The organism is Streptomyces sp. NPDC090994, from assembly GCF_044768905.1.
Taxonomy (GTDB): Bacteria; Actinomycetota; Actinomycetes; order Streptomycetales; family Streptomycetaceae; genus Streptomyces.
This window is the reverse complement of record NZ_JBIVWS010000033.1, coordinates 43953-59023: the sequence shown is the minus strand read 5'-3', so window position 1 is coordinate 59023 and position 15071 is coordinate 43953. Positions and strand designations below refer to the sequence as shown.

Annotated in this window: 17 protein-coding genes and 2 pseudogenes; 18 read left to right on the top strand and 1 reads right to left on the bottom strand. The window is 69.5% G+C overall.

From position 1 onward, the window contains the following. The 17 genes and pseudogenes from ACIQR3_RS35745 to ACIQR3_RS35665 all read left to right on the top strand — a co-directional run. Positions 1-100, top strand: a pseudogene (locus ACIQR3_RS35745) (IS481 family transposase); the annotation flags it as partial. Beyond that, positions 91-975: a ParB N-terminal domain-containing protein gene (locus tag ACIQR3_RS35740; RefSeq protein WP_403545421.1), complete on the top strand. Its 885-nt coding sequence runs from the start codon at positions 91-93 to the stop codon at positions 973-975. The pseudogene ACIQR3_RS35745 and the gene ACIQR3_RS35740, both read left to right, overlap by 10 nt. After that, entirely contained in the window at positions 975-1478 is a 504-nt protein-coding gene (locus ACIQR3_RS35735; RefSeq protein ID WP_403545411.1) for a hypothetical protein, read from the top strand. The genes ACIQR3_RS35740 and ACIQR3_RS35735 overlap by 1 nt, the downstream gene beginning before the upstream one ends. Positions 1479-2513: 1035 nt before the next feature. Further along, entirely contained in the window at positions 2514-2948 is a 435-nt protein-coding gene (locus ACIQR3_RS35730) for a hypothetical protein (RefSeq protein WP_403545410.1), read from the top strand. A 45-nt stretch (positions 2949-2993) separates the two neighbouring features. Beyond that, positions 2994-3731 (top strand): glycosyltransferase family 2 protein, encoded by a 738-nt coding sequence (locus ACIQR3_RS35725; protein ID WP_403545419.1) that lies wholly within the window; start codon positions 2994-2996, stop codon positions 3729-3731. After that, positions 3724-4833: a hypothetical protein gene (locus ACIQR3_RS35720; RefSeq protein ID WP_403545408.1), complete on the top strand. Its 1110-nt coding sequence runs from the start codon at positions 3724-3726 to the stop codon at positions 4831-4833. Before ACIQR3_RS35725 ends, ACIQR3_RS35720 begins: the two co-directional genes overlap by 8 nt. Positions 4834-4870: 37 nt before the next feature. Further along, the gene (locus ACIQR3_RS35715) at positions 4871-5299 is read left to right on the top strand and encodes a hypothetical protein (RefSeq protein ID WP_403545406.1); all 429 of its coding nucleotides are present in this window, start codon (positions 4871-4873) and stop codon (positions 5297-5299) included. Further along, on the top strand, positions 5296-5631 hold the full coding sequence (locus tag ACIQR3_RS35710; protein ID WP_403545404.1) for a hypothetical protein: 336 nt from the start codon (positions 5296-5298) through the stop codon (positions 5629-5631). Before ACIQR3_RS35715 ends, ACIQR3_RS35710 begins: the two co-directional genes overlap by 4 nt. A 49-nt stretch (positions 5632-5680) precedes the next feature. Then, entirely contained in the window at positions 5681-6835 is a 1155-nt protein-coding gene (locus ACIQR3_RS35705) for a hypothetical protein (protein WP_403545402.1), read from the top strand. A 301-nt stretch (positions 6836-7136) separates the two neighbouring features. Beyond that, positions 7137-7358, top strand: coding sequence for a hypothetical protein (locus ACIQR3_RS35700; RefSeq protein ID WP_403545418.1), 222 nt, complete (start codon positions 7137-7139; stop codon positions 7356-7358). Positions 7359-7552: 194 nt separating this feature from the next. Beyond that, entirely contained in the window at positions 7553-8698 is a 1146-nt protein-coding gene (locus ACIQR3_RS35695) for an AAA family ATPase (protein ID WP_403545416.1), read from the top strand. Further along, entirely contained in the window at positions 8695-10494 is a 1800-nt protein-coding gene (locus ACIQR3_RS35690; protein WP_403545400.1) for a hypothetical protein, read from the top strand. Before ACIQR3_RS35695 ends, ACIQR3_RS35690 begins: the two co-directional genes overlap by 4 nt. A 34-nt stretch (positions 10495-10528) precedes the next feature. Then, complete coding sequence (locus ACIQR3_RS35685) at positions 10529-11026, top strand: hypothetical protein (protein ID WP_403545398.1); 498 nt, start codon at positions 10529-10531, stop codon at positions 11024-11026. A 144-nt stretch (positions 11027-11170) separates the two neighbouring features. Further along, positions 11171-12103 carry a hypothetical protein gene (locus ACIQR3_RS35680; RefSeq protein WP_403545396.1) on the top strand — a complete coding sequence of 311 codons (933 nt, stop codon included), beginning with the start codon at positions 11171-11173 and terminating at the stop codon, positions 12101-12103. Then, on the top strand, positions 12100-12807 hold the full coding sequence (locus ACIQR3_RS35675; RefSeq protein ID WP_403545394.1) for a hypothetical protein: 708 nt from the start codon (positions 12100-12102) through the stop codon (positions 12805-12807). Before ACIQR3_RS35680 ends, ACIQR3_RS35675 begins: the two co-directional genes overlap by 4 nt. Next, entirely contained in the window at positions 12804-13337 is a 534-nt protein-coding gene (locus ACIQR3_RS35670) for a hypothetical protein (RefSeq protein ID WP_403545393.1), read from the top strand. Before ACIQR3_RS35675 ends, ACIQR3_RS35670 begins: the two co-directional genes overlap by 4 nt. 67 nt (positions 13338-13404) lie before the next feature. Beyond that, positions 13405-13518, top strand: a pseudogene (locus tag ACIQR3_RS35665) (IS5/IS1182 family transposase); the annotation flags it as partial. Between the two features lie 173 nt (positions 13519-13691). Here ACIQR3_RS35665 and ACIQR3_RS35660 read toward each other — a convergent pair. Continuing rightward, on the bottom strand, positions 13692-14330 hold the full coding sequence (locus tag ACIQR3_RS35660; protein WP_403545391.1) for a DUF6082 family protein: 639 nt from the start codon (positions 14328-14330) through the stop codon (positions 13692-13694). 240 nt (positions 14331-14570) lie between these two features. On the opposite strand from ACIQR3_RS35660, the gene ACIQR3_RS35655 reads away from it, so the two are divergent. Further along, a complete protein-coding gene (locus tag ACIQR3_RS35655) occupies positions 14571-15011 on the top strand; it encodes a hypothetical protein (RefSeq protein WP_403545389.1) in 441 nt (146 codons plus the stop codon). Positions 15012-15071 lie beyond the last annotated feature (60 nt).

Below are 15071 nucleotides of genomic sequence, written 5' to 3'. Positions count from 1 at the left end.
AGACTTCCTCCACACCTACAACCACCACCGCTGCCACACCGCACTGGACGGACACCCGCCCATCAGCCGCGTCAACAACGCTGCGGGTCAATACAGCTAGCCAGAGAGCGCGCCGCGTCCGCACCCACCGTCTTCTCCGTCCCCGCCTTCAAGGAGGCTGCCATAGAAGCGCACCCGACCACCTCGCTGCTCCCACAGCTCGACGAAGAGGAGCTGGCCGCCCTCGCCCACGACATCCAGGAGAACGGGCTCCTGCAGCCCATCGTCCTCGACCAGCACGGACGCGTCCTCGACGGCCGCGGCCGGCTCACCGCGTGTGAAAGCGCAGATGTCGAGCCGGCCTTCACGACCTACGAAGGTGAAGACCCGGACGTCTACGTCCTGTCCGTCAACCTGCGACGACGTAGCCTGACCAAGGGACAGACCGCGATGATCACCGTCAAGGCCCGTTCCCTGCGGGAACACGACGGCCGTTCCCCGAAGGAACAGACCGCGCGTTCCCTCGGGGAACAACTCGGAGTCGCCGTCGCCGTGATGGGCCGCGCCAGCATCGTCCTGCAACACGCCCCCGACCTCGTGGACCCCGTCATCAGCGGCGCCACAGGACTCAACGAGGCATACGCCGTCGCCAAGGAGAACAAGGCCAAGGCCAACTCCGCCGAAGTCCAGCTCGCCCGGCTGCGCAAGGAAGACCCCGAACTCGCCGACCGCGTCACCGAAGGCCACCTGACCCTGGCCGGCGCCTGGGCGGAGCGCACCGAGCGAGTAGAGGAGGACAAGCGGCAGCGCAGGGTCGCCACCCGGCTGCTGGACGAAGTCGTCCCGCCGCTTGCGCAGGCCCGCGGCACCCGCACCTTCGTCCGCTACGATCCCGCGTTCTCCAGCGGCAGCCCGATCACCCGCGAGACCATCGCCCACGCCCGGACGGCGCTCGCCGAGATGGACCAGGTATGGCAGGAGCGCGACCTGCCGTGATGACCAGCACTGACCTGCGGCTGCAGACCATCGTCGAGCGCAGCGCCCGCGCACTCACCGACCAAGACGGCCGCTTCCACAAACGCCAGCTCACCGACGCGGTGCGCGAGCAGCTCGCCCGCGAGGACCTCGACCCCCATCTGAAATCCGCCGCACTGGACAAGCTCGCCCAGAGCCTGGTCACCGGCTTCGGCGAACACCGCAACCCCCGCCGTCGGCGGTCCGGCACCCTGTTCGACCCGGGCGACATCGTGAAGCTGGGTACAGGCGTCTGGGTGTGGATGGACCGGGCCACCGACTCCGACCTCCTGGAGTGGAGCCGGCTTTCCCGGAAGAACCGGGTCCGTGTCGACCTCGCGGACGCCGAGGTCCAGGACTACGTGGATCAGCGCATCGATGCCTTCCGCCTCCACACCGACGTCATCCATCTCGGTGAACTGGAGCGCGTGGCCTTCGGCTGGGCCGCCGATCACAGACAGCAGGGCGACCTGTTCGAAGCGTGATCCGTAAGGAGACCGGCACTGCGCCATCACACCCCGACCCGCTGAACGGACGCCCGTGATCTCGACGCTACAACCCGAGTCCACCGGACCCTCGCACCGCTTCGCGGTTGCCCAGGACGCCACGCCGCACTTCACCCTGTACGCCCGCGACCACGACCACGCCCTTGAACGGCTCACCGACCTCGAATACAGCGAGGCACGCGCCAGGGTCGACCTGGGCGACGGGCTTCAACTGACAACGAGGCCACAGGGAAACCGCCGAACCCGGATCTCTTCCCCCGGCTCCGCCCGTTGCCGCCCTGTCCCCGGAAGCGCCGCAACACGCCCGCTGACACGCACCGCGCTCCTCACCGTCCCAGGACTACACACTGAATGCTGACTTCGAGCTGTACAACAACGTCGGCCGCAGCAGTGAACAGATCCACGCCTACCACACCCGGTCCGCCACCCGGGACGACCTGTACCGGTGGGCCCGACGTGATGCCCAGTCGTTCCTGGACAACCACCCGCTGCCCACCGAGCCGTTCCCCACGCCGGACCTGAGCCCGTTCAAGAGAGCGCTGGCCGCCGCGGAGACGCCCGCCCAGTTCAGCGCCGTTCTGGACACGCTGCTGGACGCCGTCGAACCGTTCCTCAACCAGGTCATCGACCAGCTCGCCGAGACAGCCACCTGGCGAGGCCAGAACCGCGGCGCCGAGCGTGGCTCCCCGCCCCGGCTGCTGCGGGACGCCGCCAGTCGCATCTCGTCCGCCCTGGCCATGGCCTCCCACGCCGATCTGCAGATCTTGCGCGCTCACTACGATCCAGCGCCCGACCTCGACGCGGTCACGAAGCAGGCCCTTGGCTCGCAGAACAGCCCGCCGGTCTCTCCCCTGCCGCCCACCCGGCCCCGTCCCGGCCGGCCACGACGCTGACGCACCCGTTCACCACCGAATGACATCACCTCCTGACCCGTTATCTCCCCGACTTCACCAGCGCCACCTGCCCCTGCTCCTCACCGCCCACCAGCACCGCTTCGCACGGGACGTCGAGGCCATGTCCCGGCACCTCGTGGACGACGTCGCCGTCGGCTGGGACGAACTGGGCACCGACCTCCTGGACGGCGCCCCGCCCGAGATCGTGGCCGCTCTGACCGGCGGTGAGCAGTGGCCCAGCACGACCCTGGACCACCTGTGCACCGTTGACGGATCTCCGCCGGTGCGCATGACGGTCACCGAACAGACCGCAGCCGACCAGGACATGCAGTGGGGCTACGTCCTGCACCCTCACGGCATCGAAGTGATCACCGTGACCCACGCCGGTGCCGGTCCCGTCGTCGACTGGATGACCGACCCCCGCGCCTCCTTCAGCGACCACCCGGCGCACTGGCCCGCCCCCACCAGGCTCCCGGCGTCCACCGCCCCCCGGGCACCGCGGACCGCCGCAGTCGGCCTGGCACCGGCCAGGCCCCGCACGGCCGCTCACCGCTGACCCCCACCGCCCCGTTCCCCGGAGACTTCCCTGCCCGCTGCCCCGATCACGGTCGTCATCGCCACCCGCCTGCGCGACGACCGCCTCGACTACCTCACCTCCCTGCACACCAGCCTCACACGGCAGTCAGTGCCGTGGCAGGCGGTGATCACCCTCGACGGCGCCGACCCCGCGCGCCTGCCCGCACCGCTCGCGGCCGACCCCCGTGTCCGCGTTCTTCCACTGCCCCGACCGGTCGGTGCCGCCTGCGCCCGCAACTTCGCCCTCAACCAAGTCCGCACCCCGTACGTGAACTGGGCGGACGACGATGACGAGTTCACCGACGACGCCATGGCGGCCCGGCTGTCCGTCCTGGAATCCACCGGGGTCGGCTGGTGCGCCGGCTGGAGCCAGGACCTTCACCCCGACGGGTCGACCCGCCTGTGGCGCTGCCCCACCCCGCCCGGCCGGCACGAGGCCGGGGACGTGTGGACGTACTGGAAAAGGCCCGAGGACACCATCCCGATCGGCCCCACCACCATTCTCGCCCGCACCGACCTCGTCCGGGCCGCGCCCATGGGCGGCCTCGTCCAGGGCGAGGACTTCATGGCGGCGATCGGTATCACCAGCCTCGCCCCCGGCATTCTGCTGCCGCGCCCGGTATACCGGTACCGCAAGCACCCAGGCCAGATGACCGCCCAGCACGGCTTCGACCGTCTGGAGCCCGCCGCACGAGAACACGCCTGGCGTTACGGCCGGAGCCTGCGTGCCGTCGTCCGCCGAGACGTGGTTACCGGTGGCTGACGCACAGATCATCCTCGCCCTGAGCCAGGCCGCAGGGATCGTCGCCCTCGTGCACGGCGAGGAGTACCGACGAGCCCAGACCGTACTGGACGAGACCGGCTTCCGGCCCGGCGAGGACGGCGTCCACCAGCTGGGAGCCGCCAGCCCGGCCACCGCCCGAGCCGCCGTGTCCGACCTGAGCCGCCGTGCCGACCGGCACGGCATGCGCGTGACCATGAGCGGCCGGCACTTCGTCGGCGATACCGCCCGTGACATCGCCCACCGGCTGCCCGGTCCCTGGACGGCGCGCGTCGAGGAGTACGCGCATCCCCTCTGGCAGGAGGACCTCGTGCCCTGGTTGTGGGACAGCGGGGAACTCGGCCACGCCGTGCAGAATTCGAGGATCCCCTACGCGGCGGTCCTGACGAACCTGTCGACGGACACCAGGCTGCTCCTCGTCGAGCGTCCCGGTCACCTGCGTGAGTACCTCGTGGGAGCCTTCGCTCCCGAAGCCTTTCCCGAAGGCCATGGTGCCCCGCACGCTCGGCGCAGCCTGGTGGCGCCGTCGTCTCCCGGACGCGCCGCGCAGGCGATCGCCGAACAGTTCCTGCCCGCCTACGACCGTGCCGTGCACAACCGGCGGGCCGACACCGTGGCCGAGGCACTCACCATCATCCACACAGAGCTGAGCGGATGGCGTGATCACCGCGACCGTGCCTGGACCCCTGATGCCGGCCCCGCCGACGTCGCAGTGTTCGGGGAGGCTACCCGCGCTTTCCTGGACACCGCGTGGCGTGAGTTCCTCACCGTGATACGCCACGCTCCCGCGCTGCTCGAACGATGCCGCCCCGCGTCCACCGAATGGCCGCAGGACGCCCGGCCGCTCGACCTGCTCGCCAGAGCCCTCCTCGACGCGGAGAACACGCGCGAGGACGTGGATGCCGGGGCCCTGTCTCCCGCCGAGCACCCCGTACGGATCTGGCGGGCCATCGAAACATGGCTCACCCACCGGGAAGTCTTCCAGCGGCAGGCCCGTGCCGCGGCACCGCGACCTCCCACCGCACCCGCCCTCCCCGGGCGCGTTCCCGCCCTGCCGCCGGGCCCGCCCACGCCCCGCCGCTGACCTGCGTCCACGACCACCGTCAGGAACACCCATCTCCTTGAACTCCAGCTTCCACTTCGCTGTCGGCACCCATTCGCAGCACGGCTTCGTCGCCGCTGCCTTCTCCCCCGCCGTGTCGCCGGACCTGGCGCGCTGGCTGCTCACCCACGAGCAGTTCGAGCCCGTCCCCGCTGCCCCGGGTCTGTACCGGCTCATCGAGCCCGAACGCGACGGCCTGCGCCGGGCCCGGCAGGCCGTCCAGGATCTGCGGCACACGGGATACGCGGTCCACACCGACTTCGTCACCGCCCCCGTCGACCCGCGCATCGCGTACATGGACCGCCGCAGCCGCCTCGCCCAAGCCGCCACCCGACGCTCATCCCAGCACCGCACCGCGCCCACTACCGCGGTGCCGTCCGGGCGGCCCCTCCCACCCAAGCCCGCCTACGTCCCCACCGCCCGCCAGCCCGCCGGACGGCCGCGATGACGCCCGGCAGCGAGCCGATCCTCATCACCCGCGGGCAAGGAGGCGAGGTCGAAGTCACCGGCTCCTACGACGCCTTCGCCGCCGACCTGCTGCGCCGCGCCGGCTTCCTCTTCCAGCCGGCCCTGCGCGGCCACTGGGTCCGCCTCCCCTTCGACCTGGGCCCCACCTGGGAGAACGAGCACGCCACCTGGGCGGCGGACATGCTCACCGCCGCCCGCTACCGCGTGTCCCTGGACCCGAGCCTGCGCGCCGAGCCGCCCCGCGCCGTCACCGCGCCGACGGGTTCACCGGCCATGACCGCACAGGCACCGCCCGGTCGCCGCCGGCGCTGACCACGTTCTCCAGGAGAAGCAGATCACCGACAACCACGCACCCGCGCCCATGCCCGACGTCACCGAACTCGTCGACCGGGTACGGAACTTCCAGCTGCGGGTGGCCGTCCTCAGCCAGAAGACCGAGACCGCTCTCGACGCCACCCGCGACCGCTACGGCCGCACCATCCTGCGGCATGAGGCGCACAGCGCCCTCACCCGCCGGACCGAGAAGGCGCTGGAGTCGTACGCGGAGTACCTCGATCAGCACGCCACCCCTTTGCTGGACGTGGCCCACAGCGCTCTCGAAGCGCTGCCCCCGGCCCGCCACGTCACGGCGTGGCGTGACCTGCTCAACGCACTCGCCACCTCCCACGCTCAGATCCGTCGCGTCCTCAACCGGCCCGCCGGCCCGGACACGGCAGCCGCGCGCGAGCAGCAGACGGACGTGTGGCCCCACCTGGCGCTGTGGGCGGAGTACGGCGACACCGCCGCCAGCCTCGCCGACCAGCACCACCAGCCCGGCCCCCAGATGACGAATGAGGAACAGCAGCTCTGGACCGGCCTCGCCCAGGCAGCGCGGCGCCGGGGCGAACTGGACTTGGTCGAGTCCTGGTACGCGGCCGACGGCCGCCTGATCACCTGGGCATATCTGGTCGAGGACGACACCTCCACCATCGTCGCCCTGGCCGGTGACCCGGACGCGCCGGGCTGGGAGGTGATCGGGCACTTCGACACCGAGGCCGCAGCCGGGCAGGCACTGCCGCGCGCCGTCCCCCCAGGCGTGTTGCGGGCGGACGCCTCGTCCCGGTTCAACCGCCCGGAGCCCGCACCCGAGCGTCCCCTGCGGGAGCTGATCCGGGAGGTCGTCGAGGCCCGCACCGCCGGTGAGGTCGCCGAGGCCCTGCACAGCGCCGCCCAGGCCGGCCACGGCGCCGGCCCCCTCGTCCGGCTGAAGGAACTCCTCGACACCGCCTCGGAGTACTCCTCGGCCCTGGGCACCGTCCAGGGACAGCGCACCGGTGCCCGTCTTGCCGCACTCGGCCGGCAGCTCGACTCCCTCACCGACGAGGTGACCGACGCGGCAGACGACCTCGGTGCCACCGTCGGCGTCCTGCCTCCCCACCGCGTCACCGCACCGCCGCGGATCCGGTCCCGTCCCGTTGTAAACACCACCCCACCAGCGCCGCCGGCCCGCACCACAGCCCCCGCACACCGCCCATAACGTCCCGCACTCCGACGCGCCAACACCCCCGCCATACACAGCTTTCAAGAAGATCCCTCTATGGCTGTTGTTGGTACACCCGGCTATCGGAACGTGCGGAAAGGCGAGTCAGGTAGCTGCGGGGCGGTGAGGCCCGCCCTGGAGCATGTCGGCAGGCATGGCCCATCGTTCGTGGTCCAGCCACGCACCGTTGATGTGCTGGAAGCTCCGGGCCCGCCTCGCCTTCGCCCAACACCCCACCACTTTCCCCGCCACCACCGATAGGAGACCCGCCTTGCCCGAAGCACCAGCAGAGCCGTTCATGCCGATCCGCCACACCATCACCGGCGAGATCACCACCACCGGCTACAACGCCGCCGCCCGGCGGATCCTGCTCCAGGCCGGCTTCGAAGAGACGCCAGGCTGCACCTGCCGAGCGACGGAACCCGGTACGGAGCGGACGCACGGGCCTGCTCGGCAGCCAGCGAGCTGCTCGTCGCCGGCCACCCCGTGCACCTGGACCGAGCCCTCGGTCGGCCGGTGAGCGCCGACGGTACGCCCCGGTTGCCGCGGTCGCCGATGTCGGCACAGTCCGTGATCCGCTCCGAGAGCGGCCAGCCTCTCCAGCGCATCGCCCACCCTGTCCCCACCCACACCTGTTGAAGGGGCCTCGTTTTGACCACACCCGGAACGCCTACCGGCCCAGCGCGCACCAAAAGCGGCGAACTACGGGCCAAGGTGGCCCGACTGCTGGCCGAACGGCCGGCGGACACGCTCACCATCGGGGACATGGCCAGGCAGCTGGGCCACTCCCACGGCGCCGTCCGCAACGCCGCCCTCACCCTGGTGCGACGCGGCGAGGCCGACCAAGGCGGAACCGGACAACCGGAGTTCCGCGCGAACGCGAAAACCGCCGCAGCCGCGCAGAGGGCTGTGATCAGCCCACCGGGCACCCACTCTCCCCGCGCCCAGGCGGCCACGGCCCGCACGACCATTCCCGCAGCAGCCACGCCCAGGCAGACCGGCCCGATCCGCCGCGCGGGGGGCCAGATCTACCACCCCCGAGAACTGGCCGATCTGCCTGACGTCGAGGCGTTGAATCGACTGCGCGACGCCGACGTGCCGGTGCTGCTCTACGGCCCTCCGGGCACCGGCAAAACGAGTCTGGTCGAGGCGGCGTTCCCGGACCTGCTCACCGTCGCCGGTGACGGCGACACCACGGTCGGCGACCTGATCGGCGAGTACACACAGGACGACGCGGGAGCCTACGTCTTCCAGTACGGTCCGCTGGTCACCGCGATGACCGAGGGCCGCGCCCTGCTGATCGACGATGCCACCCTGATCTCACCGAAGGTCCTGGCGGCGCTGTATCCCGCGATGGACGGGCGCCGTCAGATCCAGGTCAAGGCCCACAAGGGCGAGACCATCAAGGCCGAGCCGGGCTTCTACGTGGTGGCGGGCCACAATCCCGGCGTCCACGGGGCGGTGTTGACGGAGGCGCTCGCGAGCCGGTTCAGCGTGCAAATCCAGATCGGCACGGACTATGACCTCGCCCTGGCGCTGAAGATCGATGCCCGGGTGGTCCGGGTCGCCCGACACCTCGCCCGCCAAGTCGAACTCGGCGAGCTGGGATGGGCCCCCCAACTGCGGGAACTGCTGAGCTACCAGAAGACCGAGGCCGTCCTCGGCACCAAAGCCGCGCTCGCGAACCTGGTCGGCATCGCCCCTCTGGAGGATCGCGACGCCGTCGCCGACGCCGTCAGCAAGGCCGTCGGCATCAAGGAGGTCGCTCCCCTCACCCTCGGCAAGCAGCTTCATCCCGCCTCGGCCGTCCGGCAGCCCCCGGGCAGCACCGGCTCCGCGCACCGGGGCCGCTCGCGATGAGCGCCCACCACCACGTCCAGTCCCCCGCCACCACACCGGACGACGACGCCGACCTCGCACGCTGGGACGACGACGGCGCCCCGCCCGCGCAACCCCGCTCCTCCCCGGCCGCGTGGCTGCGCGTGGGAGCCGAACTCGGCGACCGGCTGGTCGACCTCTCCGGCCGCCAGGACCTCCTCGTCACCTGCCGCCCCGGCACGCGCAGCGGCGCACCGGCCGCGTTCTTCCCCACTCTGGGCGAGGTCGAGTTCGACGCCGCCCTGTTCGCCCCCCTCCAGCCCCACGAGATCCATCCGCGGATCGTGGGCGACGAGGAGCGGTATCCCGCCGCCTGGGGAGTGTTCGTCCACGAGGCCGCGCACGCGGCCCACTCCGTCTGGACGGCGCCGGCCGGAGCGAACCCCCGTGTCGTCGAGGCCGCGCTCCTACTGGAGGAGAGCCGCGTCGAAGGCGCACACCTGACCACACGGCCCACGGACCGCACGTACCTGCGCACCAGTACCCGAACCCTGGTCATGCCCGACATCGCCCACCCCACCCTCCAGGGCATCGAGCACGCCGCCGCCGTGGCGGCCCTGGTCCTCGGCCGCCGTGACGTCGGCATCCTGGACGCCGGCGAGACCCGGGCCGTCGCCGATCTGTGCGAAAAGGTGCTGGGCGCCAACCTGCTGGCCACACTCACCCGCATCTGGACCGCCGCCCACCAGTGCGCCGACCACGACGCCACGACCATGCTCGCGCACGGTCAAGAATGGTGTGACGCTCTGGACGCCGCGGCCCCCGTCCTGCCCGTGCCGGAGAACCTCACCGATCTGCTGTCCGGCGCCGTGGTGGTCGTCATGGACAGCACGGCAGCCACCGACGCCGCCGATCTCGCGGCACAGGACGCAGCGGCCAACGCCATGGCCGCGCGGTCCAAGGCGCGGGCTCAGGACCGCGCCCAGCGGGCCGGCCGGCGACGCAAAGCCGCCGCCACCGCCAAGTCGGTCTTCAACGCCCGTGGCACCACCGTCAACCCCGACGGCACACCGGCGCCCAACAGCAACCCGGTCACCGGCACCCGCAGGCCCACCGCCGCCGAGCAGAGCGCCGCCGCGCGCCTGGCCCGCGCCCTGCGTGCCGCCGCCTACCGCGAGCGGACCGAGGAGCGGACCACCAGCCCCACCCCGCCCGGCCGCCTCAACATGCGCGCGGCCCTCGCCCGCGACGCTCAGCGCGCGGCCGGGTCGGCCCCCACCGCAGAACCGTTCACCCACACCCGCCGCCGGAACTCCCCCACCCCACCGCTGCGCGTGGGTATCGCCGTCGACGTCTCCGGCTCCATGCGTGCCGCCTGCGCGCCCGTCGCGTCCGCTGCCTGGATCGTGGCACGCGCAGCAGCCCTGACCGACCCCGACTCCCGTACCGCCACCATCGCCTACGACCAGCACCTGACCGCACTGACCCGACCCACCCACCGAGCACCAGAGCGCGTGACGACGTTCAATGCCACCGGCGGCCACCACAACCTCGGCGACGCCATCGACGCACTCGACCACGGCCTCGAACTCAGCCGCCCCGGCGCCGGCCGCCTCCTCGTGATCGTCACCGACGCCCGGTACGGCAGCGACGAAACCGCTCAAGCCGTCACCCGCGTCAAGCAGCTCACGACCGCCGGCTGCGCCGTACTACAGCTCACCCTCACCGCGAAGTCCCGCCACTTGCCGGGGACCACCTTGCTGCACCTGCCCCAGCCCTCCAGCGCTCCCGCCGCCATCGCCACGGCGGCCACAGACGCCATCCGCAGGACCCGCTGAGACAACACAGAAGACAGAAAGCAGGAACAACCACGTGGCAGTCCGTACGACCTGGAAGATCGTCCACAGCTGTGGGCACGAAGTGACGCATGACCTGTCCAACCGTCCTGCCGACCGGCGCGCCGGATTCGCCCGCTGGCTCGCGACGAAGGACTGCACCGACTGCTGGAAGGCCGCCCGCGACGCCGACACCGAGTCCAAGGAGGAATGGCTCGCGTCCAAGCGCGACGCAGAGCGGGAGGCTGCCGTCGCGTGGGCGAAGCAGTTCGACATGCCGCAGTTGGAGGGCCCCGAGAAGGCCCTGGACTGGGGCGAGCGCTCCCGCCACCAGCTGATGACGGCCGCGCACACTGCGCTGATCGTGGAGGGAACCTGGGACGAGGCGGACTGGGTGGAGCTGGAAGAGAAGGCCCGCTCCATCACCCGTGCCGGGTGGTGGATTGACCAGCGCGACGCAGAGGGCACCGACGTGCTCGAACTCCTCCACGCAGCCACGGAGCAGGACCGTTCGACGGAGAATCCCTTCCGCTGACATCCCTCTGGGGACGCGATCCAACTAATTACGAGAGCCATGCCCGCCGAATGGGTGAACCGTCCTGCACCGCAAGGGCCCGATTAGGCCGAACGGGTTGCGCAGCACGAAGGATTGTCAGTCCCCCAATCTACGTTCCGAGCCATGACGGATTGGATCGAGCCCAGTGCTCGTGAAGCAGAACCGGCGTACTCCCTCGAACAGGTAGAACGCGGTCAGAAGCTGGTAGCGCGCGATGATCTCCTGACAAGCGAGAAGCAGCGGACGCGCTTGGAAATCGGAGATCTGCTACTCGAAGCCGAGCCGATGGACGACGACGAGTTGTCCAACGGATCCCATGACGTGATCAGGAGGTTCGCCGCAGAGATCGGCATCACCGCCGAGATGGCTCGTGAATACCGGCGCGTGTCCTCAAGGTGCAGCAGCGCTCTCAGGCAAGTGCTGGCCGAGTCCAACGTGACGGTGTCCTACTCAGTCCTCCGTGAGGCTGCGCTGGGATTCTCCCTGCCGAAGGAGATCCGGGACGCCGAGAAGGCGCTGCCGATGGAGGGCCGCAAGCGGCGGTGTCAGGCACGTTGGGACATCCTGCTTGAGATGCTCCAGAAGCCCGGCCGCCGTCGTGTGACGGCGCAGGAGTTCCGCGCAGCGATCGGCGCGCGGCCGGTGCCGGACTCCGCCTCTGCGATGACCGCCGAGAAGATCGTGGAGCAACTCGGCCGCCCCGAGGTCAGGTCGGCAGTGATGGCGAGCATGATGGAGCCGGCATACCTTGTGGAAGCGTTCGCGGCCGATCCGATGGTGGAGCTGAAGATCCGCGACAGCCTCGCTCAGGTCACCCAGGCGGCAGTCAGCCGCGAGAGCGCTTCCGTCGCCGAGAAGACCGATGACCGGCTGGTGCTCCAGTTCCGGCGCCGGATGGACGTGCTCTACGGCCTCGTCGAAATGCATCCCGAGCAGATCATCAACATCGCCGACGAGGAGATGCTCAACGACCTGGAGAAGGCGTGCGAGGGCGTTGTGCACTGGGCACAGCGACTGCACTCGGCCCGGACTGCCGGACAGGCAGGTGTGCGGTGACCGCCTCGCGCTACACCTCTCTGTCGGCAGCAGCCCGCCAGTGGATCACGGATAACTACGGCCCGCTGTTCGCACAGCACAGCGACAGGAACCGACGGACCGGCGAGTTCATGGACCTCATGATCGAAGGGGTTCAGGCAGGCGAGCTGCCAGCGATCGAGTACTTCAAGATCATCTTCGGCACCGTCCTTGGCGCACTGGACAACGAGCTGATGCTCCGCTTCGCACACAGCGACATCGAAACGCCGCCGGTCGGCGGATCGGGCAAGGGCGGCGATACGAAGGCACCCGGTGGGGCGACGCCACCGATTCCCGGCCTGGGTGGTGACGGAGCGATCTCAGGAACTGCCTCTGGCGGCTGCGGCACCGGAGTTGACGTTGGGATCGACATCCCTGGCCAGCGCTCGTTCCTGCCCGCCGACCTGGTACACGCCCGCATCGTGGAGGTGACCAAACAACTCCTCGCCATCAAGGCGAACCAGAAGCACCTGCGCCAGCAGGAGAAGGACAGCCGGGACTTCCGGAAAATCCTCGCAGGCCAGTACGCGGAGCTGGAAAGACAGCTCCATGCCCTCCAGAGGGCTCAGGAGCGCATCAAGGAGAACCCGACGATCGGGCTGGACGCGCTGGCCGCACTGGGCATTGGTGCTGGGGAGCTTGGCCTGAGCGACGCCGATCTGATGACCCTGGCGGGAACGGTATGAGCAGCCTCAGTTACTCCTCGACCCAGTGGCACGACTACTGGAAGTCTGTCGTGCCGGCGACCCACCGTGAACAGTGGCGCGGGAACCACATCGCCGACGTCATCGCGGCCGACGAATGCGTTGTCGAGATCCAGCACGCGAGTATGTCCCCGACGAAAATCATGGGCCGTGAACTCGACCACGGTCACATGGTGTGGATCTGGGACGGGCGCTCCGCCTACGCCTCGGGCGCCCTCTCACTGACCGCTTTCGCCGACGGGATCGTGGGATTCAGGTGGAAGAATCAGCGCCGGAATATCCGCACGTGCAGACGACCCTACTTCCTGGACCTCTGGGTTCTCGGGGAATCCGGAGAGCGCGCGCTCTTGAAGGTCGATGTGCTCAACGAAGACGGCACCGGATCGGGCCAGTTGGTCACCCACCACTCGATGCGTCTGTGGATGGCTTGTGGCCTTCCCCGTTCGCCTCTCGCCGAGCTTCCGGAAGGCTCCAAGATCCCACTGGTGATGCTCACCGCAGTGGTCGCCTAAAAACCCGCCTCCTTGGCGGGTTAGTGAGTCGATCCGTTATGTCGTCCGGCTAGTGATCACTGATGCCATGTCAGACCTGATCAAGCTGTTCATGCCGGCCGATCCGGTCTGGATGCGGCGGTGGGCCGACCATCGCCGCATCCTCGAAGGGATCGAGATCGCATGGAACTGCCAGGCTTGCCAGCATGCCACCGGGGGCGGGAGAAGGAGCGCCTGTTCGGCGAGAACCCGACGATCACACGATCTGTCCCTCTTGGGACAGCCTGAGCATGAGCGCGACGCGGACGGCTCCGACCTGCTCAAACTCCTTGACGCTGCCACCGCAACCGACCACGGCACAGAGAATCCGTTCCGCTAGCTCACAGTGCTCGGACTGAAGTAGTAGGCGGGAGACGTAGCCGGGCCCGCTTGGCACGCTACTTGGTACGCCTCATCCATAACGATCGGGAACTCCCGGGTACGTCGACTCCCGGATTGACGAGCCAGGCGCATCCACTCTCTTCCGCTTGCCCCCCAATGGCGACGGGCCAGCTCTCCTTCGAAATGCCGGAGAGCGACGCTCCGCATTTGCTCGCGATTGACTCTGCCCAAACGGTGAGCCTTGTCCCAGTGCGTGACAATGAGATTCACGTAAGCGATCTGACGCCATTCCTGAGCTGTTTCGGCACACCTGGGCGGCTCCCAACAGACAGCTAGTAGCGGGTCATCGATTGTCTTGAGTACCAACTCACGGTGTGAGTTCCAGCTTGCGTCCTCCTGTGCCGCGCGTGCCTGCTGAGCCTGGAAGATGATCGATATCACCACACCTATCAGCGCCAGGGCCGAAATGATCAGTGATAAGGCCCCGTACACCTGCGCGATGTCACTGAGCCTGGACCAGTTGAGATCACCGGGTGCTGCAGCGTTTAGAAGGAACGGCGTCGCACCGAGGGCGGCCAGAAGGACAGCGAGTACCGCACCGTAGGCAAGTGCCCAGCCCGCGTACCGAGGCATTGCCGAAGCCGTGGGACGAGATGTGCGTCGCAAGGTTCCTCCGAATGGTTCGCGATGTCTTCCCTCTGACGCTCTACCCGGGGGGCGGCGTTCACTGCGAACCGCATCCAGCCATGGTTCATGGCAGACAGGCGTCCGAATCGCCGCGCAACATAGCCGCGCATCGCCGGTTAGCCAAACCGGCGTTCGTGCGGACCATTGATGCTCCCGCCGCCACCCGCATCACTTGGGAGGATCCGCATGAACCCGCCGTCCTGGACGCCGCCGTCCACCCCGGCGTTCGCGCCGACACCCGACCCGCTCACTCCCGTCCGTGACCTTCCCCATGCCCACTTCCAGCCGGGTGACGAGGTCGTCGTCCTCAAGGGCGTGGCCGGCCGGGAACTGTGGGGCGATACGGCTCGGGTCGTCGCGCCGTCCTGGCACACGCCGACGGACGAGGACGGATGGCGGATACGGAACTCCGCCGGCGGTGCCCAGACCTACATCACTGCTCATCCCCGGTATCTCGTGCACCTCAAGCGGCGCTGCCCGGACTGTTTCATTCACCTGCGTGCCATGGGTGAACTCCTGCTGCCGCAGTACGCCTCACACCCGGGCGCGGTGATCGACTGCGGCTGGTACACCACCACCGCGCTCGGCCAGCTCGTGCACGTCGCCGACGCCCGAGCCGGCCGATGAGCCACCCCGCGGCCGTCCGCACCGGCTGCGTTCGCGGACGTGCTTCGGCAGCCACCGCTC